Source organism: Myxococcus sp. CA040A (genome assembly GCF_013336725.1).
GTDB lineage: Bacteria > Myxococcota > Myxococcia > Myxococcales > Myxococcaceae > Myxococcus > Myxococcus llanfairpwllgwyngyllgogerychwyrndrobwllllantysiliogogogochensis.
In genome coordinates, this window is record NZ_JABUMR010000007.1 from 682528 (window position 1) to 708927 (window position 26400).

At 69.0% G+C, this 26400-nt stretch carries 22 protein-coding genes; 10 read left to right on the top strand and 12 right to left on the bottom strand.

Features of this window, described 5'->3' with window-relative positions; translation table 11 throughout:
- Positions 1–44: 44 nt before the first annotated feature.
- On the bottom strand, positions 45–599 hold the full coding sequence (locus tag HUA75_RS32735) for a hypothetical protein (protein WP_174488608.1): 555 nt from the start codon (positions 597–599) through the stop codon (positions 45–47).
- A 230-nt stretch (positions 600–829) separates the two neighbouring features.
- On the opposite strand from HUA75_RS32735, the gene HUA75_RS32740 reads away from it, so the two are divergent.
- The 3 genes from HUA75_RS32740 (at position 830) to HUA75_RS32750 (ending at position 2332) form a co-directional block, all read left to right on the top strand.
- On the top strand, positions 830–1033 hold the full coding sequence (locus HUA75_RS32740) for a cold-shock protein (protein ID WP_015346287.1): 204 nt from the start codon (positions 830–832) through the stop codon (positions 1031–1033).
- Positions 1034–1140: 107 nt separating this feature from the next.
- Positions 1141–1707: a DUF99 family protein gene (locus tag HUA75_RS32745; RefSeq protein WP_141645433.1), complete on the top strand. Its 567-nt coding sequence runs from the start codon at positions 1141–1143 to the stop codon at positions 1705–1707.
- A 205-nt stretch (positions 1708–1912) separates the two neighbouring features.
- A complete protein-coding gene (locus HUA75_RS32750) occupies positions 1913–2332 on the top strand; it encodes a hypothetical protein (RefSeq protein WP_141645432.1) in 420 nt (139 codons plus the stop codon).
- Between the two features lie 140 nt (positions 2333–2472).
- On the opposite strand, the gene HUA75_RS32755 is transcribed toward HUA75_RS32750, so the two are convergent.
- The 3 genes from HUA75_RS32755 to HUA75_RS32765 all read right to left on the bottom strand — a co-directional run bounded on the left by HUA75_RS32755 (position 2473) and on the right by HUA75_RS32765 (position 4055).
- The gene (locus HUA75_RS32755; RefSeq protein WP_141645431.1) at positions 2473–2949 is read right to left on the bottom strand and encodes an NUDIX hydrolase; all 477 of its coding nucleotides are present in this window, start codon (positions 2947–2949) and stop codon (positions 2473–2475) included.
- Between the two features lie 79 nt (positions 2950–3028).
- The gene (locus tag HUA75_RS32760; RefSeq protein ID WP_174467838.1) at positions 3029–3514 is read right to left on the bottom strand and encodes a hypothetical protein; all 486 of its coding nucleotides are present in this window, start codon (positions 3512–3514) and stop codon (positions 3029–3031) included.
- The gene (locus HUA75_RS32765; protein WP_174488609.1) at positions 3498–4055 is read right to left on the bottom strand and encodes a DUF2378 family protein; all 558 of its coding nucleotides are present in this window, start codon (positions 4053–4055) and stop codon (positions 3498–3500) included. The genes HUA75_RS32760 and HUA75_RS32765 overlap by 17 nt, the downstream gene beginning before the upstream one ends.
- An 80-nt stretch (positions 4056–4135) precedes the next feature.
- On the opposite strand from HUA75_RS32765, the gene HUA75_RS32770 reads away from it, so the two are divergent.
- The 3 genes from HUA75_RS32770 to HUA75_RS32780 all read left to right on the top strand — a co-directional run bounded on the left by HUA75_RS32770 (position 4136) and on the right by HUA75_RS32780 (position 5899).
- Positions 4136–4861 (top strand): hypothetical protein, encoded by a 726-nt coding sequence (locus HUA75_RS32770; RefSeq protein ID WP_246137435.1) that lies wholly within the window; start codon positions 4136–4138, stop codon positions 4859–4861.
- A gap of 78 nt (positions 4862–4939) precedes the next feature.
- Complete coding sequence (locus HUA75_RS32775) at positions 4940–5395, top strand: hypothetical protein (RefSeq protein ID WP_174488610.1); 456 nt, start codon at positions 4940–4942, stop codon at positions 5393–5395.
- Positions 5396–5401: 6 nt separating this feature from the next.
- A complete protein-coding gene (locus tag HUA75_RS32780) occupies positions 5402–5899 on the top strand; it encodes a hypothetical protein (protein ID WP_141645426.1) in 498 nt (165 codons plus the stop codon).
- Between the two features lie 47 nt (positions 5900–5946).
- On the opposite strand, the gene HUA75_RS32785 is transcribed toward HUA75_RS32780, so the two are convergent.
- From HUA75_RS32785 to HUA75_RS32800, 4 genes are all read right to left on the bottom strand, one after another.
- Complete coding sequence (locus tag HUA75_RS32785; RefSeq protein WP_174488611.1) at positions 5947–9060, bottom strand: efflux RND transporter permease subunit; 3114 nt, start codon at positions 9058–9060, stop codon at positions 5947–5949.
- A gap of 13 nt (positions 9061–9073) precedes the next feature.
- A complete protein-coding gene (locus HUA75_RS32790; RefSeq protein WP_141645424.1) occupies positions 9074–10186 on the bottom strand; it encodes an efflux RND transporter periplasmic adaptor subunit in 1113 nt (370 codons plus the stop codon).
- Positions 10183–10911, bottom strand: coding sequence for a TetR/AcrR family transcriptional regulator (locus HUA75_RS32795; protein WP_254627867.1), 729 nt, complete (start codon positions 10909–10911; stop codon positions 10183–10185). The genes HUA75_RS32790 and HUA75_RS32795 overlap by 4 nt, the downstream gene beginning before the upstream one ends.
- A gap of 133 nt (positions 10912–11044) precedes the next feature.
- Positions 11045–11743 (bottom strand): DUF2293 domain-containing protein, encoded by a 699-nt coding sequence (locus HUA75_RS32800; protein ID WP_141645422.1) that lies wholly within the window; start codon positions 11741–11743, stop codon positions 11045–11047.
- A 112-nt stretch (positions 11744–11855) separates the two neighbouring features.
- On the opposite strand from HUA75_RS32800, the gene rnz reads away from it, so the two are divergent.
- Complete coding sequence (gene rnz, locus HUA75_RS32805) at positions 11856–12782, top strand: ribonuclease Z (RefSeq protein ID WP_141645421.1); 927 nt, start codon at positions 11856–11858, stop codon at positions 12780–12782.
- A gap of 34 nt (positions 12783–12816) precedes the next feature.
- Here rnz and HUA75_RS32810 read toward each other — a convergent pair whose 3' ends face one another.
- Positions 12817–13347, bottom strand: coding sequence for a hypothetical protein (locus tag HUA75_RS32810; RefSeq protein ID WP_141645420.1), 531 nt, complete (start codon positions 13345–13347; stop codon positions 12817–12819).
- 362 nt (positions 13348–13709) lie between these two features.
- Here HUA75_RS32810 and HUA75_RS32815 point away from each other — a divergent pair, with 362 nt between their 5' ends.
- Positions 13710–15395 carry an amidohydrolase gene (locus HUA75_RS32815; RefSeq protein ID WP_174488613.1) on the top strand — a complete coding sequence of 562 codons (1686 nt, stop codon included), beginning with the start codon at positions 13710–13712 and terminating at the stop codon, positions 15393–15395.
- A 7-nt stretch (positions 15396–15402) separates the two neighbouring features.
- On the opposite strand, the gene HUA75_RS32820 is transcribed toward HUA75_RS32815, so the two are convergent.
- On the bottom strand, positions 15403–17403 hold the full coding sequence (locus tag HUA75_RS32820; protein ID WP_174488614.1) for a hypothetical protein: 2001 nt from the start codon (positions 17401–17403) through the stop codon (positions 15403–15405).
- A gap of 105 nt (positions 17404–17508) precedes the next feature.
- Here HUA75_RS32820 and HUA75_RS32825 point away from each other — a divergent pair, with 105 nt between their 5' ends.
- Both HUA75_RS32825 and HUA75_RS32830 read left to right on the top strand, forming a co-directional pair.
- Positions 17509–18738: a DUF6068 family protein gene (locus tag HUA75_RS32825; RefSeq protein ID WP_174488615.1), complete on the top strand. Its 1230-nt coding sequence runs from the start codon at positions 17509–17511 to the stop codon at positions 18736–18738.
- Positions 18726–19058 (top strand): DUF4286 family protein, encoded by a 333-nt coding sequence (locus HUA75_RS32830; protein WP_174457460.1) that lies wholly within the window; start codon positions 18726–18728, stop codon positions 19056–19058. Before HUA75_RS32825 ends, HUA75_RS32830 begins: the two co-directional genes overlap by 13 nt.
- A gap of 512 nt (positions 19059–19570) precedes the next feature.
- Here the strand turns inward: HUA75_RS32830 and HUA75_RS32835 are convergent.
- Both HUA75_RS32835 and HUA75_RS32840 read right to left on the bottom strand, forming a co-directional pair.
- Complete coding sequence (locus HUA75_RS32835) at positions 19571–25756, bottom strand: RHS repeat-associated core domain-containing protein (protein ID WP_217446360.1); 6186 nt, start codon at positions 25754–25756, stop codon at positions 19571–19573.
- A 294-nt stretch (positions 25757–26050) separates the two neighbouring features.
- Complete coding sequence (locus HUA75_RS32840) at positions 26051–26320, bottom strand: hypothetical protein (protein ID WP_174488617.1); 270 nt, start codon at positions 26318–26320, stop codon at positions 26051–26053.
- Positions 26321–26400 lie beyond the last annotated feature (80 nt).

The following is a 26400-nucleotide window of genomic DNA, read 5'->3' on the forward strand; positions in this document are numbered from 1 at the left end:
ATTGAAGCGGCGGGGTGCCCTCACGGGGCCCCGCCGCTTCGCTTTCATGCGCCAATGCCTTCCGGGTCCGTGCGCAGCTCCCCGCCCAGGTGCATGCCCGTCTGGCAGCGGTAGTCCGTCACCAGCGCCACCGCCAGCGACGACAGCCCCAGGAGCACGTGCACCGTGGCGACGACGGGGTGCTTCCGGGCATACCCCAGCACGAAGGGCGCCAGGACCGCCGCCGTGCCGTGGACGTAGTCGAAGATTTCGTGCGCTTCGATGGGGATGAGCCTGGCCAGACTCAGCCGGGCGTCGGTGAACAGGGACACGCCAATGGCCGACGCCCCCAGCACCCTCCCCGCCCGGCGCGCCCGGCTGTCCCTGGACAACTGCCCCGACACCATCGCCGCCACGCCTCCCCGGTAGTCCAGCAGGGTGTGGACTTCGGAGGGCACCCACCGGCGCAGGGGGAGCCGCTCGAAGAGGGGCCGGGAGAGGATGCCCGCCCGGGCGCTCTTGTCCGCCACGTGCCGCGCCATCCGGCGGGGCCCCGGCTCCCGGTGAGGCGGGGCGGACACCGGGGGAAGGGTGGGATTCGGAGGGGTCGGCACGGCCATGGGACGCTCCTTTCCAAGGGAAGCCAGGGGCTTCCATGACGGTAGGCACGCATCCCCAGGCGCGCGCGGCGCCTGTCCATCCCCTGGAAGTAGGAGTGGCTGCTGGCAAGCGGCCAAGGGGGCTTCCACTCGGACGGTCGGCCCGGGCAAACTACGTCCCGCCTTACGGCCTCTAGTTTCTCAAAGGCCGATAACCGCGGCGCGCCGCACCACCCGAGAGAACGCGATACATGGCAACTGGTACCGTGAAGTGGTTCAACGATGCGAAGGGCTTTGGTTTCATCGTGCAGGACGGTGGCGGTGAGGACGTGTTCGTCCACCACACGGCCATCAACATGGATGGCTTCCGCACGCTGCAGGAAGGCCAGAAGGTGGAGTTCGAGGTCGGCCGCGGCCCCAAGGGCCTGCAGGCGCAGAACGTGCGCGCCGCCTGAAGCGTTCCGACACGGTGTTCCCTGAAGCCCGGCTTCCGCGTGCGCGGGGTCGGGCTTCTTCCTTTTGCTGTCCTCAAGTCCCGCGCGCTTTGCGAGGCTGCCAGGCCATGCGCCTGCCCCGCTTCCCCCGAGTCATCGGCTTCGACGATGCGCCCTTCGCTCGCCGCGCGGGCTCCGCGGTTCAGCTCGCGGGCGTGGTGTGCGCGGGCACGCGCTTCGAGGGGCTCGTCTGGGGACGCGTGCGGCGCGACGGCTGGAACGCCACGCGCGAGGTGTGCCGGCTCCTGGAAGGCGGCAAGTTCCTCCCGCAGCTGCACCTGGTGCTGCTGGACGGAATCGCCTTCGGGGGCTTCAACGTCGTGGACCTGCCGGAGCTGGCGGCGCGCCTGGGCAAGCCCTGCGTGGCGGTGATGCGGCGGCCTCCGGACCTGGACGCGGTGGAGCGCGCGCTGCGGCGCCTGCCCCGGGCCGACGCGCGCTGGGCCCGGCTGCGACGTGCGGGCGACATCCATCAGGTGGGCGGCTTCACCTTCCAGGTGCGGGGCGCGGAGCCCTCCTTCGTCGCGGACGCGCTCGCGCTGGTGACGGACAAGGGCCGCGTCCCAGAGGCGCTGCGGCTGGCGCATCTCATCGGCTCGGCCGTCCTCACCGGTGAGAGCAGTCAGCGCGCCTGAGTCATCCCGGACTCGACTGCACATCCGGCGTGGAGCATTCGCGTTGGCGTGGAACGCGCTGTGGGGTGGCGGCAATGTTCCGGCGTACCGGGTCTGTCTCGACACAATTCCTTTCGACTATTCCAGGGCGGACAGAGTTGCTGGGGGTGGTTTCGAGCGGGCCTCGATGTTTGTTATTGTTTGCTCTCCCTAGGAGGGAGGGCCCATGTTCGAGGTCACCAACGATACGAACCGTCGCACGGTCACCGTTCGTCTGAAGGGCTTTGTCCGACCCAATGAGATGAAGGATTTCGCCACGGCCTATCGGGCCGCGACGGATGCGTATGCGGGAGGCCGGCACCTGGTGCTGGCGGATATGCGGGGGTTGAAGGCGCTGGAGCCGGAGTCCGCCACGATTTTCGGAGAGGTGGTGGCCTACGGTCGTCAGCGAGGCTGTCTCATGTGCGCGCATGTGTCGGATTCCACCATCGCCCGGTTGCAGACGGCGCGAGTGGCTTCCGAGGCCGCGCCCAACGACGACATCACCGTGGATTGTGTGTCCCTGGAGGAGGCGGAGCGGCAGCTCACCAAGGCCCGCACCCGCCACTTCCTGGTGAACGAGCAGGCCGCCGCGCACGCTCGCTGACGTCTCGTTCTACCCGCGCGCGACCCCCTCCTCGACGCCTTGTCTTGTCGCGCGCGGTTGTCTTCACAGCCTGTTTCGACCGCGCGGCTCGCGCCGTCTGGCGATAGCCCTGCACCGGGACAACCGCTCACGGAGGTGACTCACTTCCGGCGCGGACGCGCATGCTCCAGGTATGCCCGCACCAGCGGGGAGACAGGAAGTCTCAAGGCGGTGTCCAGGTCGATGAACGCCGCCCAGGTGACCTCCCGGTCATCGATGGTGAGCGAGGGCTCGGAGTCCACGTCCAGCTCCAGGAAGCGGACATGGTCCTCCTTGTTCTCGGAGGTGCCCACGGTTTCGAAGGCGGGCCGCAGCGACGCGGGGTCCACGCGCACGCCCACTTCTTCGTGCAGCTCGCGCGCGCCAGCCTCGGCGGGGGACTCGTGCGCGTCCATGCCGCCGCCCGGCATGCTGAGCGGGTGCTTGTAGGAGTTCTGGAGGAGCAGCACGCGCCCCTCGTGCCAGACGCCCACGAAGACGCCCTGCGTCCGGGGGTGGCGCACGAGCCAGTACACCCGCGCCAGCGCGTACGCGCCCCGGTAGCCCGTGCGCGCGAGCGCATCCACCCAACGCTTCATCGACGGCTCCAGGTCCAGGGCATCTGGCTGTCATACCAGGAGCCCGTGTCCGCTCGCCGCCTCCCGGGGGGTGCGGGGCCTATCGCGCCCGCACCTCGGCGGGCACCTGGGGCAGCCAGCCCACTTCGAGGACGCCCCACAGGCCCAGGAGGATGGCCTCCGCGGCGTCATGGCGAAGCGAGGTGGGCCTCGAGGCATGGGACCAGTCGATGACCCTGCGGGCAAGGCCATCCGCGGCGTCCTTGGCCTGGCCACCGCTGCGCTGCTCGCGTGCGTAGAGCAGCCGCTCTCGCCAGTCCTCGGCGGAGACGCGCAGCACGGGCAGCGCGCGGCGCAGGGCCTCTTTCTCCCAGACGTCGGCCACCGGCCCGCCGCCTTCGAGCACCAGGAAGGCCAGGGGTCCGGTGCCCGCGAGCACGGAGGGCACGGCGCGCTTCAGGCGCGACTGGCTGCCGAAGTTCTGGGAGCGGTAGTTGCGCAGGCGGCCGTCGCGGCCGTAGAGGGCCAGGCCCGAGCGCAGCCCCAGGTCCACCGCGAGCAGGCCCGGCTCAGGGGTCGAGCCCATCGCGCCAGGTGCAGCGGTAGGTGACGTCCTGGGCGGTGAAGTCGCGCACGGTGACGAGCGGCTGGACGGCGCCGGTGGCGCGCAGGCCCGCGCGCAGGGCGCCCTGGGTGAAGTAGCGGATGGGGCCCGCCTCGTTCATCCAGACGTCGACCTCCTGGGAGGTGACGTCGTCGACGCGGGCCTCGGTGTAGTTGTTGCCGGAGCGGAACATCTGCCGCGCCCGGCCCACGCCGCGTCGGGGGCCCAGCAGTTGGATGACGCTGAAGAGGGCGCGGCCCATGATTGTCTCACGGTAGCCGTCCACCATGCGCTCGCCGAGCAGGGCGTAGCCAACCTCGGGCGGCTCCTCGGGGTGCAGTTCGTGGGCGGTGACACGGACGGCGGAGCACCAGGTGTCGAAGCCGTAGGCGGGCTGGAGCTTGCCCTCCAGGTCCAGGCCGACTTCCCGCAGCCGTTCCCTCAAGGCCGGCGTGACACGTCCCGCGAGCCCGCGAACGAAGAGGCCTTCGAAGGTGTGCTCGAAGACGAGCTTCTCCGGCATGTTCACCAGTGTACTCCGGTCCCATAAGCTGTGGCAGCGGGGTACGGAATTCCATGGGTTTACAACGAGAACTGGCCGTCATGGCCATGAATGCAACGCCGTTGCCGGGCAAGACGAACTTCCTGGAGGAGGTGGGTATCGCGACGCCGGTGCCACGCATCCGGGGTTCGATAGGGGCGGTGGCGCGCGAGCCGTTCCTGGCGTTCGACAACAAGCGGCTGTTCGACTTGTTGGTGGCGTTCACCATCGCGGACTTCCCGGATGGCGCGGGGTGCTCGGACTACTTCAATCCGCACAGCCCCTGGTACAACGTCTTCTACGGCGCGTACGGGGTGCGTTCGTACAAGCGCGACGGCAATCCGTGGGGTTTCCGGAGTGACGGGCGGCCGGACGTGGAGGAGATGCTGGAGATTCCGCGGCTGGACTACAACTTCCTGACGGCGGGGGAGTTGGGGTGTCCGGCGTCACGGATGTGCTTCGAGGTCCGCGAGGTGACAACGGGCCGGCAGGGTGCGTGGCACAGCGCGGACGTGGCCTGTGTGATTCCCAGCGGGCTGCACCGCACGGAGGACGCGGACGCGCCGGACCTGAGCTACTACGCGGTGTTCGGCATGCCGGAGGAGGACTACCTCGCGGGCGGCCGGGAGAGCTACGAGCCGGTGGCCATGCGAGGCCGCATGTACTGGCGCCCGGTGGCCGACCGCCTCACGCTCGTCTGGGGTGGACTGTGCCCGGACACCCCTGAAGGCCAGAGCCTCATGCACGGCATCATCGACGCGATGACCCCCGTGTACACGGGCGGCTGAGGTTTCGAGCGCTCACGAGCAGACAGGTGTCGGCCCATGACCTGGGCCGCACCGAAGCCTGCAAGTACCCTCGTCCGCATGACTTCGCGGGCACGAAGAAGGAGCTGGGCTCTCGCGCTCGTCCTCATCGGATGCGGCCTGCTCTCCTGCGCTCACGTCGATGAGGGCAGCGGTGGCGGCTTCGGCCGCAACAGCGCGGAAGCGCGAATCACCCACCTGATTTCGGATGGCCAGTTCGCGCAAGCCGAAGCGCTCGTGGCCGAGTCCACCTCGTCGGGACTCATCGAGCAGGCCGCGGCGACGGCATTTCGCCGACAGATTGCCGACCTCTCCATGAAGCTGGGAGAGATACCTGCCCGGCTGCAGCGCGTGCCGAGCTTCCCTTCCCGGCTCAAGGACTTCACGCGGCATGAGCTCCAGAAGATGTATGACGCGGAGAACTTCAGCATCGGAACGAAGAAGGAGCTTCAGACCGCGCTGAAGCTCTTGAAAGATGTGGCGAAGGACAACTCCCGATTGCTTCAGAAGCTGTGAGCCCTCATGCACCCGAGCCCCCACGAACTGCTGGAGCTACTGTCGGAGGCGAAGCGCCTGGAATGGGGCAGCGAGGAGCAATTGCGACTGCTCGAACGCTTGCGAACCCAATGCCCCGCCCATGTGCCAGGGCTGCTGCTCTCCAGCCGGGCTCTGCTCTGGGGGAAGGAAGACCTCGCGGACCCCGCCACCTTCTTCGCGGAGGTCGAGCAGTTGCTCCTGGGCGCCGTCGACGCCTCGGACAGAACGCCCGAGGCGCTCATCGGACTGGCTCGCTTCAAGAGCGTCGTCCGCGACGCCCCCCTGGAGGCGGAGGCCCTCTACCGAGAGGCCGCCACCCGAGCGTTGAATGTCCTCGAAGAAGCCTGGGCCGGCCTCATCGAGTCCCTCGGGGAGCAGGGGAAGACCGAGGGCGCCGCGACCACGGCCACCCTCGCCCGTACGCTGTTCCCTGACTCCAGCGCGCTCGCCGAGGCGCGCAAGTTCGCGGGCCTCAAGGACTGAGCCGGACACCGGGCCCGAGACACCCACGCTCGGGCCCGGCGCTGTCGTCACGCGGCCGGGCTGGGCCCGGGTGATACCGGGGCCTCTTCGGGCACGGGCGCCTCCGCCTTCGTGGTCCTCCAGAAGCCGACCTTCTCCATCGCCGCGAACACCACCGGCACCACCAGCAGCGTCAGGAACGTCGAGGTGATGACGCCACCAATCACCGAGATGGCCATCGGCGCGCGGAACTCCGAGCCCGTCCCCGAGCCCACCGCCGTCGGCACCATGCCAATCGCCATCGCCGCGCTCGTCATCAGAATCGGACGCAGCCGCCGGGGCCCCGCCTTCATCATCGCCACGTCCACCGAGTCCCCCTCACGCAGGTGCTGCAACGCACCGTCGATGAGCAGAATCGCGTTCTTCGTCACCAATCCCATCAACAGGATGACGCCAATCATCGCGCCCATCGACAGGTGGTAACCCGTCACCACCAACCCCAGCAGCGCGCCCACCAGCGCCAGCGGCAGCGACGCCATGATGGTGAAGGGGTGCTTGAAGGACTCGAACTGGCTCGCCAGCACCATGTAGATGAAGACGAACGCCAGACCGAACGCCAGGCTGAAGGCCTCGTTCTGCTCATCCAGGCTCTTCATCTGCCCGTCGTAGACAATGGCATAGCCGGGAGGCAGCGGCGCCACCGCCACCTGCTCCCTCAACGCCTTCGCGATGTCGCCCAGCGCCGCGCCCTTCGCGAGCTGCGAGTACACGGCAATCTGCCGCTCCCGATTCTCGTGCTCGATGACGCTCGGCCCGTCCCGCAGCTCCACCTGCGCCAGGTCCGACACCGGCCTCAACCCGCGCGGCGTGTACACCTCCAGCTGCCGCACCCGCTCCGGCGTGCTCCTGTCCCGCTCCGCCAACCGCACACGGATGTCCGTCTCGTTCGTCCCCTCGCGCAGCTTCGCCACCACGTCGCCGCTGATGGCCAGCCGCAGCTGCGTCGCCAGCCCCGCCGCGTTGATGTCCGCGTCGCTCGCGCGCGCCCGGTCGATGCGCACCTGGAGCTCCGGCTTCGGCGGGTTCGCCTCCACCCGCACGTCCTCCGTACCCTTCAGCCCGCGAAGGATGTCCGCGACGCGCTCCGCCTCCTGATTGACGCGCGACAGGTCCGGCCCGGTGATGCGCACCATGATGGGGTAGTAGTCGCCCAGGCCCTCAATCGTCGGCGGGTCGCTCAGGTTCACCCGCGTCGCCACCAGCGGCGTCAACAGCGCGCGCGCCTCGTCCTTCAGCACCGGGATGCCCTTGGTGCGCTGCCCCTTGCCCACCGTCAGCACGCGCATGCGCGCCTTGTTCACATCGCCGTTGGTGCCGACGATGGAATAGATGGCCGTGACTTCCGGCAACTTGCGCAGAAACGCCTCCGCCTCCGCCGTGCGCGCCTCCGTCTCCGACAGGCTCGCGGAGTCCGGCAGTTGCAGATCCACCAGGAACTGCGAGCGGTCCTCCGGCGAGATGAACTCCGCGCCCAGCCGGCTCGCCGCTCCGAAGGACAGCACCAGCACCACCACCGTGATTCCCGCCGTCGCCCACTTGTGCGCCAGCACCCAGCCCAGGATGCGCGCGTAGACGCGCTCCGTGCCGTCCAGGAAGCGCCGCAACCCCGACGCCACCGCGTTCTCCTTGTGGACCGCTCCTGGCACCCGCTTCTTCGCCAGCCGCGCCGACAACATCGGGTCCAGCGTGAAGGAGATGAACAGCGAGACGAGCACCGCCGCGGAGATGGTGATGCCGAACTGCTTGAAGAACTGCCCCACGATTCCGGGCATGAAGGCCACCGGGACAAACACCGCCACCAGTGACAGCGTCGTCGCCAGCACCGCGAGCCCCACGTCGTTGGTGCCGTTGGCCGCCGCGCTCATCGGGTCTTCGCCCTTCTCCAGCCGGTGCGTAATCGCCTCGCGCACCACCACCGCGTCGTCGATGAGCAGACCGATGGCCAGGGACAACCCCAGGAGCGTCATCTGGTTCAGCGTGTAGTCCAGCAGATACATCACGAAGAACGTGCCGATGACGGACGTGGGCAGCGCCAGCGAGGAGATGAACGTGCCGCGCCCGTCCAACAGGAACATCAGGATGATGAGCACCGCCATCGCCCCGCCGAAGACGAGCGCAATCCACACCTCGTGCGCGTTCTCCCGGATGAGCTCCGACTGGTCGATGAGCAGCGTGGCCGTGAAGCCCTGCCCCACCTCCGGCGCCATGTCCCTGAGCACCTGCTTCACCGCGTCGCTCACCGCCACCGTGTTCGAGCCCGGCTGCTTCACCACCTCCAGGATGACCGCGTCCTGGCTGTTGAGCCGCGCCACCGTGCGCCGCTCCGCCACGCCGTCCGTCACCGTGGCGATTTCATCCAGCCGCACCTGCGAACCCGTCCGGCTGCGCGCCACGGGCAACGCGCGAATCTCGTCCACGTCGCGGAACTGCCCCAGCGAACGCACCGTCAGCTCGCTCGCGCCCAGCGCCAGTCGCCCCGCCGGCAGGTCCAGGTTCTCCGCGCCCACGCGCTGAGCGATGTCCAGCGGCGACACCCCCGCCGAGCGCGCCTTGTCCAGGTCCACGTCGATTTGAATCTCGCGCGTGTCGCCACCGGTGATGCGCACCTCGGCCGCGCCTTCGAGCTGCGCGAGCGCGGGCTTGATTCGGTCGTCGATGAGCCGGCGCAGCGACTGCGACGGCATGTCCGCCGACACGGCGTATGTGAGGATGGGCGTCGCGGAGAGGTCCACGCGGCCCACCACCGGCGCGTCCGCCGTCTGCGGCAGCTTGTTCGCGATGCCGGCAATCTTGTCGCGCACCTCCTGCACCGCGCGGTCCACGTTGGTGGACAGGGTGAACTGCACCACCACCGTGCCCAGGTTCTCCCGGCTCCAGGAGTGAATCTTGTCCACGCCGCTGATGCCCGCGACGGCGTCTTCCACGGGCTTGACGACCTGGGTCTCGATTTCACCCGGACCCGCGCCCTTGTAGACGGTGGTGACGACGACGACGGGGAAGGACACGTCCGGATACAGGTCCGTGCCCAGGCGCCCCAGGCCCATCAGTCCGAGGACGATGAGGCAGAGCGACAACATGGCCGTGAACACCGGCCGGCGAATGGAGACGTCGCTGAGGAACATGGACGCCCTCCCCTTACTTCACGGTGACGCGCGAGCCCTGTGACAGGCCCGGCGTGGGGTGGTCGATGACGGACTCGAGCGGCGAGCGGGCCAGCACCACCACCTCGCGCTCACGCCGCTCCAGCACCTGCACGTCCACACGGCTCACCTCGCCGCCGCTCCCCACCACGAAGACATGGTCCCCGTTGGAGGACGACAGCGCCGTGCCCGGCAACACCCGCGCGTCCTGGTCCTCGCCCAACAGCAGCACCGCGCGCGCCAGCGTGTGCGCCACGAAGCGGCCATCCGCGTTGGGCACCGACAGCTCCACCGGCACCCGGCGCGTGGCCGGGTCCGCGGAAGGGAGGATGGTGCGCACCGTCGCGTCCTCGGTGAACACCCCCGCGCTCCCAATCGACTCCACCCGCACCTTCGCGCCGGGCTTCAGCCGCGAGCGCAGCGACTCCGACACCGTCGTCTTGAGCAGCAGCGTGTCCAGGTTCTCCAGATTGAACAGCGGCGTGCCCGGCCCCACCGTGGCGCCGGTCTGCTCGGGCGCGTCGATGAGCGTGCCCGAGAAGGGCGCGCGCAGGTCATGCCGCCGCCGCGCCGCTCGCGCCTGCGCCAGCTGCGCCTGCGCCGCCAGCAACTGCGCCCGAGCCTGCGCCGCCGTCGCGGAGGTGGAGCGGTTCTGCAAGTCGCTCACCCCGCCCTCCTTCTGGAGCGCCTCGTTGCGAGAGGCCACGTCGGACGCCATCGTCGAACCGGCCTCCGCGGCGGCCACCGCCGCCTGCGCCTGCGCCACCTGCGCATCGACGATTTCCACGTCGAGCTGCCCCAGCACGTCGCCCTTCTTCACCGCCGCGCCCTTGCCCAGCTTCACGGCGGCGAGCCGGCCTCCCACCTCGAAGCCCACCTGGAGCGCCTGCGCGGGGAACAGCGTGCCCGTCACCTCTTCGCGGGGCGCGGCTCGCACCGTGCGCGTGGCGACCAGCTTCACCGTGGGCGCCGCCGCGTCCGTCTTCGCGACAGCGGCCGGCGTGGAGGAAGCATCCGCCTTGCTACAAGCGGGCAGCGACAGCGCCGTGACGACGACACCCAACGCCGCGAGCGCGCGCGGGGCGGAAGGTTTCCAGGTGGGGTTCACGGGCGTTTCCTCGGGGTGTGGCGGGTCTTCGCGCGGGCGGGAGGCCGGCGCTGGGAAGTCGTGGGGCGCTTGGCCCGGGAGACAACAGGCTCGGACACGGGCACGGGCGAATCGAAGCGGGGCAGCGTGCCGCCCTCGCACAGGCGCTGGAGCGTGTACGCCCAGGCGGACAGGTCCGGCTTCTCCGGCAGGTGCACCATGCGCTGGGACAGGAGCACGTACGCGCCGACGATGACGGAGGCGAACAGCTTCGCGTCCATCTCCTGGTCCGCCGCGCCCGCCTCCTGCAACCGCCGGAAGTCTCCCGCCACGCGCTCCACCTGCGCGTCCGTCATGCGCCACAGGAGCGACTCGAAGGGCGTGCCCTGACTGCCGCTGAGGAGCACCGAGACGACGTCCCGGTAGGACCACATCAGCTCGAGCGACTCCAAATCGAAGGCCGCCTCCAGCTCGCAGAACTGTTGATAACGCGCGCTGCGCTCCAGCCTGTCGCGCGGCCCCATCACGCCCTGCTCACGGAAGTGGCGCTCCACCTCCACCATCCGCCGCGTGTTCACCTCGGTCAGGTGTGACTCGAACAGGGCCAGCACCTCCGCGAACAGCGCCTCCTTCGAGGGGAAGTGCAGATAGAAGGCGCCCTTGGAGAGCCCACACGCGGCGGTGATGTCCTCGATTCGCGCCCCGCGCAGCCCCTTGCGGGCAAGCTCCGCTCGGGCCGCGGTCATCAGGGCTTCCCTCGCATGAGGGTCAGCGGGTCTCGGCATGGCGGACCCGTTACTAACCCGGCGGTCATTAATGGCGCAACTTGACTGAACGGCGGGTCAGAAACCCGTCGGTATTCCAGCCCCAGCGCCCGGGTCAGCCCTGCCGCGCACCACCACCCACATTCATCAGGGCGGTGCAGAGCGGACACGCCGTGGGCCCGTGGGGCACGTCACGGCGGTGCAGGTCCAGGACGGCGCGGGAGATTTCCGCCAGCTCGCGCCGCACCTCGCGCCGCGCGCCCTTCACGCGGGCAATCTTCAGGTTGTCGTAGCTGGTCGTCTGGTGCCGCATCCACGCGATGACGGCGGCCTCCGCGCGGCGCTCCACGGGGATGCGCTCCGTGCGGGCCACGGTGCCGCTGCCCACGGGCGTGGCATGCGCGGCGACGAGCACGGCCAGGCGCTTCGCATGGGGCAGCCACGCGGGAGAGAAGGCGAGGAAGCGCAGCACGGCGTTGGCGAAGTCGACCTCGTACTGCTCCTGCTCGCGGGCGCGGCGCTCGCGGCCGGCGGCCAGCTTCTTCGCGTAGGCGGGCGTGGCGCGCTCGGAGTCCAGCGCGGCGCGGGCCTGGTGGATGTGGGGTTCGGGGGCCCACACGCCCCGGGAGAAGAGCTTGCGGCCCACCTTCTCCACCACCGTCCAGGTGGGGCCGGCGGCCTTCACACGGCGGGTGAGGCCGGCGTCACCGGGGGGCAGCAGGGCCCAGCCCTCCGGAACGGTGAGCACGCGTCCATCCGGAGCGCGCACGCGGCGAGGGTCGGGGGTGGGAGCGAACGTCAGGGATTCAGGCATGGCGGTGTCTGGGAGCGCGGCCTCATAGCACGGGAGGGTCCAAACCCTGCTAAATGGCGCCTCGCGCCGTGGGTGTGGCGCGGGAGACTCTCTTCGCGTGGGAAGTGCCGGCATGTCCCTCCTCAAGCTCACGTTCCTCGGCACCTCCGCCGCGCAGCCCACGCTTCACCGCAACCTCTCCGGGCTCGCGGTGAAGGCGGACACGGACCTGCTCCTGTTCGACTGCGGCGAGGGCAGCCAGCGGCAGATGGTGCGCTTTGGCACCGGCTTCACGGTGGACGCGGTCTTCTTCACGCACTTCCACGCCGACCACTACCTGGGAATCATCGGCTTCCTGCGCACGCTGGGGATGATGGGGCGCGAGCACGCCATCCACCTGTACGGCCCGCCCCCCGCGCGGCGCCTCCTGCACCAGGCGGTGCACCTGGGCGTGGAGGCCATGTCCTTCCCCATCGAAATCCACGAGGTGAAGGACGGCGACGTCATCCGCCGCGACGGCTACGCGCTGCACGTGGTGGGCGTGGACCACCGCATCAACGCGCTGGCGTACGCACTGGTGGAGGATGGCCGGCCGGGGCGCTTCAACGTGGAGAAGGCGCGCGAGTTGGGCGTGCCCCCGGGCCCCAGCTTCGGCAAGCTCCAGAAGGGCGAGGCCGTGACGCTGGAGGACGGGCGGACGGTGAAGCCGGAGGACGTGCTGGGCCCTCCGCGCGCCGGACGCCGGGTGGTCATCTCCGGAGACACCCGGCCGTGCGCCGCCGTGGTGAACGCGTCGAAGGACGCCGACCTGCTCATCCACGAGTCCACCTTCTCCGATGACGAGCAGGAGCGGGCCCAGGAGACGCATCACTCCACGGCCCGGGAGGCGGCCTGGGTGGCGCGCGAGGCGGGAGCGCGGCGACTGATTCTCACCCACCTGTCCAGCCGCCACGACACGGACCCCGCGAAGCTCCTCAACCAGGCGCGGGAGGAGTTCAAGGGGCCCCTGGAAGTGGCGTACGACGGCCTCACCCTGGAGCTGCCGCTGCGCGACGAGTAGCGCGCGTCAGCGGCGGCTCCTGTCGGGGATAGCGTTACTGGACCTTGTCTGCTTCGGCGCGCAGCGCGGCGGCGGACTCGGCGTCCACCTTCTGGAGCAGCTCCCACTCCATCTCCGCGTCGCGGTTGATGTTGCCGCCGTCGGCGCGGACGCCCGGGTCATTCAGCTCCTGGGAACGGCCTCCGGAGCTGGCGCTCTTGGTCTCCGTGGCCAGCTGCTTGTGGAACTCGATGGCGCACTGGCCGGGGCCACGCTCGGTCCCCTTGACGTGGTAGCGCACCTGCGTGGTGCCCAGCGACGAGGGGGCGCCGTGCATCAGCCACTCAGACGTCGCCTCGAAGCCCTGCGCGCCCACGCGCAGCGAGTAGCCCTTCTCCTTGAGGAGGGCCAGCGCCTGAGGCCACACCTCGGCCATGGGCTTGCGGTACACGTGGGTCCGCGTCTTGTCGTGCAGGAAGGCTTCGCGACGGCGGCCGGCGCAACCCGCGGCGGTGGTCAGACAGAGGGCGGCGACGACCAGCAGCGCGGTGGGCCCGAGCCGGGACTTGGACAGGTTCAGGTTCATGACGACTCCAGGGAACGTGAGACGCCGCAACATCCCTCACGCCCCGGCTCGTCGCCAAGTCCCCCTCCCTGACGTCAAGCCCCCCGGCCAGGAAGCTTGCGTGGCGCAACCATCTTTTCGCCGCCTGCCCTCGCTCCGCGTGCGGTGCGACGGAGGGTGGGCGCGCCCGAGCCCGACACCTGGAGCAGTCGCCTGGTCCCTCCTGGAGTGAAGGGGCCGCCCGGAGCCAGTCGGTGGGATTCTCCGTGGGCCCGGGCCGCGGCGCGTCACGCGCCGGATGCTGGCCCGTGCGGTGCGGGTGCGCCAGAGTGTCGCGCGCCCGTCCCACGCTCGGGGCGGTCTCCCAGGCAGGTGCGCGAAAGATGCTGCGACGACTCGGCGGACTCCTCGGTGCGGTGGTCCTTCTCTCGGCCTCGAGCGGCTGCACGCGCAACACGCCGGGTGCGGAAGCCACGGGCACGTCGGTGTACGTGGCGCGGCGCATCCGCACCCTGGACGCGGCGCGGCCGGTGGTGGAGGCGCTCGCGGTGCGCGAGGGCAAGGTGCTGGCCACGGGCACGCGGGATGAGGTGCTCGCCGCGGCGGGCGCGGGCGCGCGCGTGGTGGACCTGGGCGATGCCACGGTGGTGCCGGGCCTGACGGACTCACACGGCCACCTGTCCGCGTTGGGCCAGTGGGAGGCGACGGTGAGCCTGCTGGGCGCGACGTCCAAGGCGGAGGCCCTGGCGCGCGTCGCCTCGGCGCCGAGCACCTCGTTCCAGGGCGAGTGGCTCGTCGGCCAGGGATGGGACCAGAACGACTGGACGGAGAAGGCCTTCCCCACGCGGCAGGATTTGGATGCGAAGCACCCCGACGTGCCGGTGATGCTGGCGCGCATCGACGGACACGCGGCGTGGGTCAACAGCGAGGCGTTGCGGCGCGCGGGCGTCACCCGCGACACGAAGGACCCGGAGGGCGGACGGATTCTGCGCGGCGCGGACGGTGAGGCCACCGGCATCCTCGTGGACAACGCCATGGGCCTTGTCTACGCCGTGCTGCCCTCGCTCACGGAGGCGGAGCTGGCCGCGCAGCTCACCGCGGCGCTCTCCCGGGCCGCGCGAGCGGGCCTCACGGGGGTCCACGACGCGGGCATGGACCTGCGCACCTTCCGCCTGCTCCAGCGCTGGGACAAGGAGCGCAAGCTGCCCCTGCGCGTCTACGCCATGGCGGACGGGCAGTCCGCGGACCGCGAGACGTACCTGCGCGAGGGCCCCTACCAGGGCGAGCGCCTCACGCTGCGCGCGGTGAAGCTCGTCCTGGACGGCGCGCTGGGCAGCCGTGGCGCGGCGCTGCACCAGGACTACAGCGACGAGCCCGGGCACCGGGGACTCCTGATGATGACGCCGGAGGAGTACGAGCGGCGCGTGAGGTCCTTCATGGCGGGCGGCTTCCAGGTGTGCACGCATGCGATTGGAGACCGCGCCAACACGCTGGTGCTGGACACGCTGTTGCGCGCGGCCGAGGCCACGGGCACGCGCGACGGTCGCCATCGCGTGGAGCACGCGCAGGTGATGCGCCCGGAGGACATCGACCGGCTGGGGCGCGGCGGCTTCCTGGCCAGCGTGCAGCCCACGCACGCCACCAGCGACATGCCCTGGGCGGAGGCCCGCGTGGGCGCCGAGCGGATTCGAGGCGCCTACGCGTGGCAGCGCCTGAAGGCCTCCGGCGCGGTGCTGGCGCTGGGCAGTGACTTCCCGGTGGAGCGGCCGGAGGTGCTCGCGGGTCTCTACGCGGCGCGCACGCGGCAGGACGCGCGCGGCACGCCCGAGGGCGGCTGGTACGCGGACCAGCGGCTGAGCGGCGAGGAGGCCCTGGAGGGCTTCACCGTGGGCGCGGCCTACGCCTCCTTCGCGGAGGCGCGGCGGGGGCGGCTGCAGCCCGGCATGGACGCGGACTTCGTCGCGCTGTCGGTGGACCCGGTGGACGCGCCCGTCGCCGAGCTGCCAGGCGCCCAGGTGCGCCTGACCGTCGTGGGCGGCGACGAAGTCTATCGCGCGGCGGAGAAGTGAGCCCCGCCTAGAAGGCCGCCTCCGAGCTGAGCGACTGGACGCGGCGGTTGAGCTCTTCCTGAGCCACCTGCCGCTCCTTCGCCAGTCGCTCCAGCTCGCGGGTGATGGCCTCGAGCCGGTCCTCCTGCTCGTTGAGCTTGGCCACGAAGCGCTCGGCCAGCTCACGCTGGGACACGCCGCTCTTGAGCGACTCGATGTTGGCGCGGATGCGCTCCTGGTCCTTGAAGAGCTGGGCGCGCTCCGCGGTGAGCTGCTGTTCGTCGCGCGTCAGCGCCGCCACGCGCTCGCGGATGGCAATCACCTCGCGCAGCGCGTCCGCCATCTTCGCGTCCACGTAGCGCTGCGACAGGAAGAAGGCCACCTCGTCCGGCCCCGCGCTGGAGATGGAGTACTGCCGGTGGCCGCGCGTGCGCTCGGACACCACCAGTTCGTCCTGTGAGCCCGGCGCCAGGTCCCGCTTGAAGCGCCAGAAGCCGTCCGTCGTCTCCGCGGGCGCGGGCATGTCCTTCTCCAACTCCCAGCCCGAGCGCGGGTGCTCCACGAAGAGGACCTGCGGCCGCTGCGCCTTGTTGCGCACCAGGTACTTCGTGCGCCGCACGTGGAAGTACTCCACCACCAGCGTGCCCCGGCTCACCACCGCGCGGAACACCGGCCCGTCCTCCGTGCGGTCCTCCACGGAGACGACGCAGCCCAGCTCCACCGCGTACGGCACGAAGCGCGTGTCCTGCGGCTTCATGGTGTCGAGCATCGCCTCGCCCACGTACCGCTCGTCCTCCGTCACCGTCACCGGCCCGCCCTCCAGCGTCAGGCCCGTGGTGTTCTTCAGCTCGATGCAGGCCATGGGGTTCTTCTCGCGCGTCGTGCGGTTGTAGAGGAGCACCCGGCGACCCTCGAAGGGCTTGTGGAGGATGGGCACCAGCGCGCTCTGGTTGCGGTGCACCGTCACCGGGCGGTCCACGCCGTACTCGAAGAGGTCCCCCACCTCCTTCGTCAGCGTCGTCACCGGGTTGCTCTGCTCCAGCACCTCGCGCAGCCGGGGGCCACCACCGCCGCCCGGGCCTCCCACGAAGCTCGCCTCCTTGCGCATCATCTTCTTGGAGCGGCCCGGGGCGGCGGCGGGCGCGGCCATCATCGGCATGGCCTCGCTCTCCATCATGTCCATCGAGCCGCCGAAGCTCTCCTCGGGAATCACCGGCGCGGCGGCGGCCTCCGTCTGCACCTCCACCACCGGCCGCTTCATGTAGCGGGGGTTGTAGAGGTCGTGCACGAAGGACACCGGCAGGCCCGCGACGAGCGCCAGCGACACGTCCACCCAGTCCTCGTCTCCCGTGTTGTCCACCAGCGCCCAGCCCTGGAGCAGCGGCGGCTCGCCCTCGTCCAGGAGGATGCGGTAGCTCGTCTTCCACACCGGCGCTTCCAGCACGTAGCTGACGAAGACCTCCCGCTCGCCCTCGCCGGAGGTGAGGATGGACATGCGCTTGCTGTCCTTCTTGTACGAGGACAACACCGTGGCCAGGTAGAACTCCAAATCCTTGCGCACCGCCTCATCGAGGAACTCCAGCTCCGCGATGTCGAGCACGTCGAACGTGCGCAGCGAGCCGCCCACCAGCAGCGTGAGGAAGGGCCGCACGACGCTCGTCTCCCCGGCCGCCACCGCGAGCGACTCCAGGCCGATGATGGCGCCCTCCACCTGACCGCCCCCGACGCGCGCCCGCACGCGCGCGCCCTTGATTTGACCGAGCAGCGCCGTGAGGCTGCCGTCCTCCGGAATCCGGATGGTGGCCTCCGAGAGCAGCTGCTCCAGCGGCTTGGTGGAGTCGTAGCTCACCGCGGACACCGAGCCGCCCGACAAGTCCAACACCGTCAGCGACTTCAGCACGTCGTTCATGTCGCGCGCCTTGAAGTCCAGGTGCAGCGTGTCGCTGCCCGTCACTCCGCCCCGGCGCTCGAAGTAGCCGACGCCATGCTTGTAGAGGACGACACGACGGATGGGCAGGTTCGTGGCCATGAGTGATGGAACTCCAGGAAGTTGGGGACAGCCTGCGCTCCGGTGTATCAAGCCCGCCCAGGGGTCGCGCAATGCCGCGCTCAGGCCCCGCGAGGTGACGCCCGAATGCGAAAGCCCACCGCAACCTTCCTGTCCCGTTCCGCGCTGGTGTGCGCGGCGCTGGCGCTCGGCGCAGGCTGTGAGAGCACGAAGCCGCGCGCCGTGAGTCCCACTGACGGCGTGCCCGTGACGCAAGGCGGCGCCGCGGAGGGCCCCACGGAGGCGGCCACCCCGGAGTCACCCGCGCCCCAGAAGGGAAACTCCCCCTGGCAGCGGGCCCGCGTGGGCGACAAGGTCGTCTATGCGTTCTCCGGGATTCGAGGCCAGCCGGGGGATGCGAATGGCGCCGCGGCGGCGGGGAAGGTGACGTTGGAAGTGGCGGCGGTGGAGGGCGCGTGGGTGTGGTTGACGCTCGGCTTCACCAGCGACTCGGGCAAGCCCTTGGAGCAGCCGAAGCTCTCGCGCGTGCTGACGTTTCCGATGCGCACGGACACCACGCGGACGTTGGAAGCGGAGCGCGAGGGCACGCAGAGCGCCGAGCAGCCCACTGCCGCGGGCCGCACGTGGGAGGCGAAACGTTACCTGCGTGACAATCGCCCGGTGGACGGTCCGCTGGAGAACCGGCTGTACGCGGTGGACGCGGGGCCGCTGTACCTGACGAACGGGTTGCTGGACGCGAGCACCACGCTTGCGGGCTTCCGCGTGCCGGGCAGCCATCAGCTCACGCTGGTGGAGGTGAAGCAGGGCACGGGGGATGCGGGCAAGGTGCCGGAGCGCGAGTCGCCGCTGGGGCCGGGGACGTGGTTCGACTTCGAGGCGGAGTCGGAGGGCACGAAGTCGGTGCTGCGCACGTGCCTGGGCGCCGAGCGCGGCTTCGTGTTGCGCTCGGAGGGCCTGGCGCCGGCGGGCAGTGGTGGCGAGCCGTGCAAGGACTTCGCGCAGGCGGGCGCGGTGCCGCTGGAGGAGGCGCTGTTGTCCTTCCTCTGGGATGCGTTGGACCCGAAGCAGTGGCCGCCCGCGATTCACAACGCGGCGCCGCCGGTGCGCGAGACGCTGACGGTGGGGACGAAGAAGCTGGCGGTGCTCCAGCTCGACTCGGCGGAGGGCGCGGAAGGGTTGAAGCAGGTGGGCTCGCGGATGTTCGCCGCGGACCCGTGGGACAAGACGCTGAGCGGGCTGGCGCACGAGGCGCGCTTCTCGCCGCTCTCCGACTTCCTCTACCGCGTCACGCCCAAGGGCAAGCGTGAGTCGATGGGTGGTCGGAAGCTGGTGGACTGGGGCGCGTGGCAGCCGTGACAGTGCTCGCGCTCTACACGGTGGTCATCGAAGTGGAGCCCGGCGCCGAGGACGCGTGGAACCCGTGGCACGAGGGGACGCATGTCCCCGAGGTGCTGCGGGAGCCCGGGTTCCTCGGCTGCCGCAAGTGGCGCGACACCGAGCCCGCGAAGGATGGGTGGGCCCGGTACGTGTGTCACTTCGAGCTGGCCAGTGAAGCGGACTTCCAGCGCTACACGGCGAGCGACGCGGCGAAGCACCTGCGCGCCGAATCGATGGCTCGATTCGGCGCGGTGACACGGTATTCACGACAGGTGCTCACCGAGGTGAAGCGGTTCTAGCTCATACGGCCTGACCGCCTTTTGTGCCGACCGTTGAGCTCAATCCATCGGTCGGCATCAATCACCTCCCCGCGCCGCTGGAGGTGTCCCTCTGGCGGCATCAAGGTCCGCTTGCCGGAAGAATGGCCACGCCGAGCGCTCGCCACGAGAGCGCCTGACGGTCCCACGTGGACTCCGCCGAAAGAGCGAAGAGAACCACGAGGCCACGGACTGAAGGGGCAACGGCCACTCGTAGGGCAGTTCGGTTTCCATGAAGAGAGCGCAGCGACCCAGAAGGTCCCTCTGCTCGTCAGGGAGCGCGAACTGCCCCGTGGTCCGATACTCGCGGAAGTCGTCCTGGAACCGGAAGGTGCGCCGATAGACCTCATGCACGGCTGGGTCCAGGGATTGCCCCGGGTAGTCCCTATCCAGCTCCATGTTGGAGAGCTGTCCCTCGATGAACCCCCGAAGCAGACCGGCAATCCTGCGGCGGGCGACGACATCCACATGAGCGGTGCTTGCCATGAGGCTCCCTATCGTCCCGAGCATTCAGCGGCACAGGCGCCAATGACGCCCCATGACGTAATGCCCGCGGCGACAATCCACATGACACTGGCACGCCCCATCAGCTTCGTCGCGGGACCCGGGAACACGGGGCGCCCGGAAACACTTCGAGACGCGATGTTCATGAGCCGCCAGGGAGAGGTGAAGTGCGAAGCGCCGGCCTGATAACCAAACGGCTTCCAGTACGGTCCCGCCGCGAGCGAGATTGCCGAGCCCCATGGGAAGTCGGAGCCATCATTTCCCGTCGACGAATCTGAGTCCCCACACATCAGGGGATTGTTCTCCAGGGGATTGACCTCGTCGATGCATGCCGCCCAGCAAGTCTCATCAAACGCGAGCCCGGTCGGGTCGGACCAGTACAGAGGGTTGTTTGCCGCGTACGCGTACGCGGGCACGCCATACCCCTTCTCGGCCATCTCTCGGCTGTAGCCTGGGTCCTGGAGAATCGGCTCCGGCTGGAGATACCTGCCGATGCTCGGGTCGTAGTTCCGGTTCCAGTTCTCGAAGAGGTCGGTCTCCTCATCGTGGTACTGGCCGGGGAAGCGCATCGGCGTCCAGAACGGCTGAGCCCCCACCTGGAACCGCTGGTACTCATAGCCTTCCACCGCGACGCCCGAGAACGAGCTCGTCGACCCTCCCTGCGGCTCCGCGGTAAAGAAGAGGGTCATCCGGCCCGCGGAGGGCTGCAGCCACGGTGTCACCACGCGCCCCAGCTCCGCGCCCTTATACCGGGCCAGCACCGTGCTGGTGTCCGTGTCCACCAGTTCGACCTCGTCCACCCCGTTCACGTCATCACGCGTATCGATGAACTGGAACAGCGCGCGCAGCCGCAGCTGCACCTGACTGTTCTCCGCCTGCTGCGAGAAGCCCGAGAACGATTCGGAGTCGTCATAGGCATACGGGTGCGCCGTGCCATCCCTCGACGCGGAGCGATTGACGTGGCCAAAGGGGTCATAGTCCGCGGCGCCCGCCACCTTGCCGGCCTTGTCCAACATCAGCACCGGCTTGCCAATGTGGTCCGTGACGGGGAAGTACACCCCGCACGCCGCCGTCTCGCCATTGCGACGGCAGTCCGCCGTGCTGTCGGGCTGGCGGACCGGGTCGTTCGCATCCAACTTCCCACGCAGCAACACCACCGGCCGGCCCGCCAGCCACACGTAGTCGTCCGTGACTCGGAAGCTCGAGGAGACGACGTCGCTCCAACCCTGGTCCACCAGCAACTCATGACTGGTGCCATGGAAGAACTCATCGCGCTGGCCGAAGGGATTGACCTTCGCCCGCCGACGCCCCAATGCGTCGTAGAAGTAGTTGTACGTGGCTCCATTCACCGTCACCGCACGGAAAACGGTGTCTCGCGCGGAGCCATGCTCCTCCGCCTCATCGAAGGAGCTGTAGCCCAGCTCCAGGACATGCGCCGGCTGGTTGGAGACGTAGTGCCCCACCTGCTTGCGCACGACCCGGCCATCCGCGTCGTAGGTGTATCCCAATCGCTGGAACGCATCATTGCTGGGGGTCGTCGACAGCAGTCGGGCGCCAGCGTCTCCAGTGCCGTAGACCAGCAGGTCCGAGGACAGCCCCGAAGGCGCGAACGAGGTCCGGTTCCCGCTCCGGTCATATCCGTAGGCTTGTGCGTAGAAGGTCCCTCCCGTCGCATCGCTGTTGCCCGAGGGGCGCGTGGCGGAGGTGAGCCGCAGGGCACGGTCATAGTCGAACAGCTCCGTCCTGGCCGTCGTCGCGCCCAACAAACACGTGTCCGTGCGCGCCACCTGGTCTGCCTTCCACGTGTACGTCCGCTTGTAGATGTCACCGCCGCCGGTGCCGGGCGTGAAGGCCCCCGACGACACCCGAAGCGAGCGCAACCGCCCCGTCAGGTCCGAGCCCAACGACGAGGGGAAACCCACCCCACAGTTGGCCGGAGGAAGGTGCCCATCATCACCGAGTGCGTACTCCACCGCCCTCGATGTGCCCGAGAGCGGGTTGAGCTGATAGCCGCGCAGACCACCGAACGGCTCCCAGACGATGTCGCTCACCAGGCGCCGCGTCTCGCTTCCCGTGTTCGTGAATATCTCGACGTCGATGTGCAGGACCTGGTGTGCACGCGCGCCCGTTCCGTAGATGTACGAGACTTCACGCCCATACGGGTGGATGAGGCCCGACAAGCGCCCCAGACTGTCGTAGGTGTAGCGGGTCTCCATCTCAGGGGTGCAACCCGAGTCGCCTTGCCGCTGCCGGTGCTCGCTCACCAGGCGCCCCCCGGTGTCGTAGCGGTACCAGGTGCGTCCGAAGGAATCATCCCGGTAGCGCAGCAGGCCCATCGAGTTGAGCTCCCCACCGCCGCAGCCGGACACCAGGGAGCCGTCGCTGTCATAACCCAGCCAGTAGAGCGCCTCGGTGAGAGGGGTGGTGCCACCACGCCGGCGGAACGCCCCGCGGGGTCGATTCAGCAAGTCATGGCTGTACTCGAGCCACTCGCCTTGCGCGGACATCGTCGGGGTCTGCTTCACGACCACGAAGCCTCGGGCGTCATAGGCCTGACGAACGAACCCATCCGCATGGGGGAACTTCACCTTCACCAGATTGCCAAAGTCGTCGTACTGGTAGGAAGTCAGCAGCCCACAGCCATCTACCGCGCTCGAGCAGCCCGTCCGCACTCCCGAGATGTTCTGCTGCGCGTCGTAGGCGAAAGTGGAGTGCTGCTGCAGACCGCCCGGGAAGCTCTCGGAGGCCCGGATGAGCCGGTCCGAGCTGTCGTACCCCAGCGTGGTGCACAACACGGACAAGGCGGGCATCGAGCCTGTCTCACGGCAGAAGTCAGGTGCCTCGTTGAGCGGCTTGCCCACCGCGATGAGATTGTCGTTCAGGTCGAATGCCTTCACCGAGGAGAAGCTGCCCGCACCCACGCCCTGGCGAGAGAAGGTGGGCCGCTGGTGCGGGTCCGGATGGAACGTCGTCTTCCTCCGGCTCTCCTCCACGCCGGCCCGCCGTGTGCGGGCCTCCTCCGTCTTCAGCAACCCGTTGGGCCAGTACGTCTTGATGGACATCTCACTCCAGTCCACGCCCAGCGCATCCGCCGCGATGGCCACCCACTGGAGCTGGGTCGTCTTCTGGCCTCCCGCGCAGCCAGCCCCCGGCGTCGTGCCCGTGCGGTAGCAGTAGACGGAGTAGTTGCCCGTCGGCAACTGCACGGCTCGCAGCTGCGCTCCGTCATACAACAGCGTCGACGTCAGTCCCTGGCTCGTCATGGCCGTCAGACGCCCACCCTGGTACTGCAGCGAGGTGACATCACCGTTCGGTGAGGTGATCTGTGTCGCATTGCCTCGCGCGTCGTAGGCGGAGTACACCGTCTCCTCCGGTGGATAAGGTGAGCAATACCCGCTCGCGTGGTACGAGTAGCGAGACACCTTCATCAGTCGGTTGGCGCGGTTGCTGTTCTCCGCGCCCGGAGGCCCGTAGTAGGTGTACTGGGTGATGGGGTAGTCACTGCCCGAGCAGTCCGTCGCCGTGGAGCTGCTCACGACACAAGGGCCGTGTACCTCCTTGACCACCGAGCCCCCCGTGTCCGTGCCACCCGAGCACCGGTGGTGGTTGAAGTAGAAGACGCCCATGTGCTGCTCCACGGAGTCCGTCCACGTTCCGCTCGTGCCGTTGAAGGTCTGCGTGTAGCCCGAGCGGATGACGGACTTCTTGAACCGCGTCACCTCGTCATACGTCGTGCGGATGAAGGCCTGTCCGCCAGACTGGAGGACCGAGGCTTCGCTCGTAACGGTCTGCCGCACCGGCTTCCAGGGCGTGGACGTGGCTCCGACGGGGAAGCTCGCGTAGACGAAGTCCGTCGTCGGCCCCGTGAGGCCACCATTGCCGAGGTAGTCCTTGCCACTGCTCTGGACCACCTGCTGCACGGGGCTGATGACTCCTGGAACAGAGGCAGAGCCCGCGCTGGCGAAGGTCATGTTGTTGAAGCTGTAGGCTCCGCTCTTGTGGCGCACGTACCGGAGGACGAGCGAGCCGTTGGCGGGCTCCGAGTAGTCATAGTCCACGTATCCCTGGGCGACGCTCGTGCAATTGCCACTGCCCGAAATACAGACGTCCTGGTAGTAGCTCAGCAGGCTGGCCGGCGAGTACGGACTCTCGTAGGACAGCAGGTCGCGGCGGAACTGCACCGTGCTGCCCGCCGAGTCTCCCGCGCTCACCGCCGGAGGCACCGCCGCCGGAGGCACACACGTGGAGCCGCCACCCATCGGTGACGGCCCCGAGCAGTCACCCGAGCCCGTGCTCATCGACGTGGCCGACGCCGTCCCGCTGCTCATCCCAGACACCTTGCCCGACTGGTACTGGTGCGACACCACCGCCGACTGGTTCACCGCGACATTCCACGCCGCGGACGTCGTCCCGTCCGCCGTCGTGTCCATGATGTCGACCACGTCCCCCGTCTCCGGGTACTCAATCCGCGTCAGCAGGCCCGCCTGCTCCACGCCGTCTCCCAGGGGGCTGTGGTAGTAGTACTTCGCGACGACCACCTCCTCCTGGCTGAGCACCGAGTCGGTCGAGTTCGGGTTCTTCAGCAACGCCACCCGGTCCAGCACGCACTCCTTGCTGGGCGCGAAGAAGGCTCCCTTCACCGCGCGGTAGTACAACCGCAGCTTCGCTCCCTCCTCCGTCGTCACCGTCGACAGGTACGGCGCTCCATTGCCGTGGGTGCTCTGTCCCGGGCAGGTCAACGTGGTGCTGCCGTCGGCGACAGTCAGCGGCGCGTACGCCAGCGACAGCCTCACACGCGGCGTCCCCGCCAGCCGGTCCTCTTCGATGCGTGACAGGAAATAGCGCCGATTGGGCTTGGTTGGCGCCGCCCACGTCGCCGCGTACACGAAGCGGCCCTGCCCCGGCTTGATGAGCACGAAGTGGCTGCCGGACCAGTACAGGCTCGCGTTCGAATACCGCGCGACCTGGCGCGGCTTCGCGAAGCACGCAGTGCCTCCGCCGCCACAAGCGAAGAACTCCAGCACCTCACCGTCCGTGTCGCGCACCACCCACGTGCTCACTCCCGGCACGTTCCCCTTCACATTCACGAAGCTGTAGAGGCTGTGCCACCAGCGCGCTGAGTGCTGACGGCTGGGGCTGGAGCCGAACGGCTTCGGCACGAAGTCATCCCCGCTGAAGCCCAGCATCGACAGGTACGTCCAGAACTTGTCCGTCGACACGTAGTGGCGCACGAAGTTGAAGCCACCCAACTCACCGTGCAACCCCACATCCGCCGCCGTGTAGCGCGTCGTCAAATCTCCCAGGCTCACGCGCGGCACGGACATGCCGGAGACACCCGCTCCCACCACCGCGCTCCCATCGGGACCACAGGTCTTCGGCTCCGGGTCCTTCACATCAGGGTCACCTTCACCATCATCCCCGTCACCACCACCACCTCCTCCTCCACCGCCCGGAGGACCATCAGGCCTCGAAGGCAGCGTCGGAGGCGGATCCGTCCGGACGGGCACATTGATGCACGTCATCGTCGACTGGCCATCCATCGTGGCGATTCCGCAGACCTCGTAGACAGTCTGAGTCCAGTCGTTGTCCAGCATTCCCCTAACCCCGCCACCCGACGAGGGGCCGAAGCCACCTTGTGCATGTCGGCACACGGGCCCCGCCGCGCAGTAGCCGCCGCTTCCCACCCGCACGCCCGACGTCCGGTCAACCTGCGGCGCAATGCCCGCGCACGTGTTGCCACAGGCGTTGCTGTCGTCACACGAGGCGCCCGGCGTGCACTCGAAGTTCGGCGTGTCCCACGAGGTGCAGTGCAGCGCTCCCGGCACATATCCTTCTCCACCGCACGGCAGATTGGACACGCAGCACTGGAAGTTGCCTCCCGCCTGTGAGCTGCCGCTCGTACCGAAGGCCGGCGCCTTCAGACATCCTTCCGGGTTGCTGCAACTGGCCTGCGAATCTCCCGAGCCCAGGCAGTAACCGACGTTCAGCCCGTCGCCGCAGCCGCACGTCCAACGCGTGTAACCACCACCCGTCGGATTGCGCTCGCAGTAGTCGAACGTGCCGCTTCCGGCGCAGCCCTCGTCCGCCTCTCCACTCCGGTCATCGTCACAGTTGTTGCCGCACGCATCCAGCGACTGCGCCGTCACGGGCCTGCACGGGCCCAGGACTCCATCCACGCAGACAGCCGTCCCTCCCGTGCCGCACTCACTGCACGTCTGGGGCTGGTTGTTTGGAATGCACTCGCCCCACTCCCCTCCTCCCGGGTCTCCTGGCTCTCCCATGCAATGTTGGGTGCCCTTACAGCCTCCTTCATTCGTACAGGACTTCGAGCTCGGGGCAGTACACGCCGGCTCGGCCCGGGCACTCCACACAGGCGCCAGCAACAACACACACGACAAGACTCTTACGGCCCAATGCATGGGACATCCCTTCACGGGAAGATTGAAAATCAAGATGGGAGACAACCCAGGTCAGTCGCGCGCGCTCAGCCGACGGGCCTTCCACTCGGCCGAGGGGATACAGACCCGCGACGCGGCGCTGGGGTGCACCTGCGTGCACTTCCACTGCGCCGGACACTGCGCATCCGTCTGGCACTCCGAGCTACAGAAGTAGCCCTCTTCCGGGTCTGCCTCCGTATGCAGACACAGCCCCGAGCGGCACTCCGAGGCCCCGTGAGACGGGCACTCCTCGCCCACCTCCTTCGTGGCCGCGGCGGCCAGCGTCGGACGGTGCTCAGACAACACGGAGTTCCCCGCGGACGGCTCCGGGGCCGGATTGCTACACGCCAGAGAGGTCAGCAACCCGAGGCATGCCCACGCTG

Coding starts and splice junctions, on each gene's coding strand:
- HUA75_RS32750 (WP_141645432.1), top strand. CDS start 1,913: ATGTTCGAGGTCACCAACGATACGAACCGTCGCACGGTCACCGTTCGT.
- HUA75_RS32770 (WP_246137435.1), top strand. CDS start 4,136: ATGGCCATGAATGCAACGCCGTTGCCGGGCAAGACGAACTTCCTGGAG.
- HUA75_RS32760 (WP_174467838.1), bottom strand. CDS start 3,514: ATGGGCTCGACCCCTGAGCCGGGCCTGCTCGCGGTGGACCTGGGGCTG.
- HUA75_RS32755 (WP_141645431.1), bottom strand. CDS start 2,949: ATGAAGCGTTGGGTGGATGCGCTCGCGCGCACGGGCTACCGGGGCGCG.
- HUA75_RS32775 (WP_174488610.1), top strand. CDS start 4,940: ATGACTTCGCGGGCACGAAGAAGGAGCTGGGCTCTCGCGCTCGTCCTC.
- HUA75_RS32815 (WP_174488613.1), top strand. CDS start 13,710: ATGCTGCGACGACTCGGCGGACTCCTCGGTGCGGTGGTCCTTCTCTCG.
- HUA75_RS32765 (WP_174488609.1), bottom strand. CDS start 4,055: ATGCCGGAGAAGCTCGTCTTCGAGCACACCTTCGAAGGCCTCTTCGTT.
- HUA75_RS32795 (WP_254627867.1), bottom strand. CDS start 10,911: ATGACCGCGGCCCGAGCGGAGCTTGCCCGCAAGGGGCTGCGCGGGGCG.
- HUA75_RS32735 (WP_174488608.1), bottom strand. CDS start 599: ATGGCCGTGCCGACCCCTCCGAATCCCACCCTTCCCCCGGTGTCCGCC.
- rnz (WP_141645421.1), top strand. CDS start 11,856: ATGTCCCTCCTCAAGCTCACGTTCCTCGGCACCTCCGCCGCGCAGCCC.
- HUA75_RS32780 (WP_141645426.1), top strand. CDS start 5,402: ATGCACCCGAGCCCCCACGAACTGCTGGAGCTACTGTCGGAGGCGAAG.
- HUA75_RS32810 (WP_141645420.1), bottom strand. CDS start 13,347: ATGAACCTGAACCTGTCCAAGTCCCGGCTCGGGCCCACCGCGCTGCTG.
- HUA75_RS32800 (WP_141645422.1), bottom strand. CDS start 11,743: ATGCCTGAATCCCTGACGTTCGCTCCCACCCCCGACCCTCGCCGCGTG.
- HUA75_RS32785 (WP_174488611.1), bottom strand. CDS start 9,060: ATGTTCCTCAGCGACGTCTCCATTCGCCGGCCGGTGTTCACGGCCATG.
- HUA75_RS32740 (WP_015346287.1), top strand. CDS start 830: ATGGCAACTGGTACCGTGAAGTGGTTCAACGATGCGAAGGGCTTTGGT.
- HUA75_RS32745 (WP_141645433.1), top strand. CDS start 1,141: ATGCGCCTGCCCCGCTTCCCCCGAGTCATCGGCTTCGACGATGCGCCC.
- HUA75_RS32820 (WP_174488614.1), bottom strand. CDS start 17,403: ATGGCCACGAACCTGCCCATCCGTCGTGTCGTCCTCTACAAGCATGGC.
- HUA75_RS32825 (WP_174488615.1), top strand. CDS start 17,509: ATGCGAAAGCCCACCGCAACCTTCCTGTCCCGTTCCGCGCTGGTGTGC.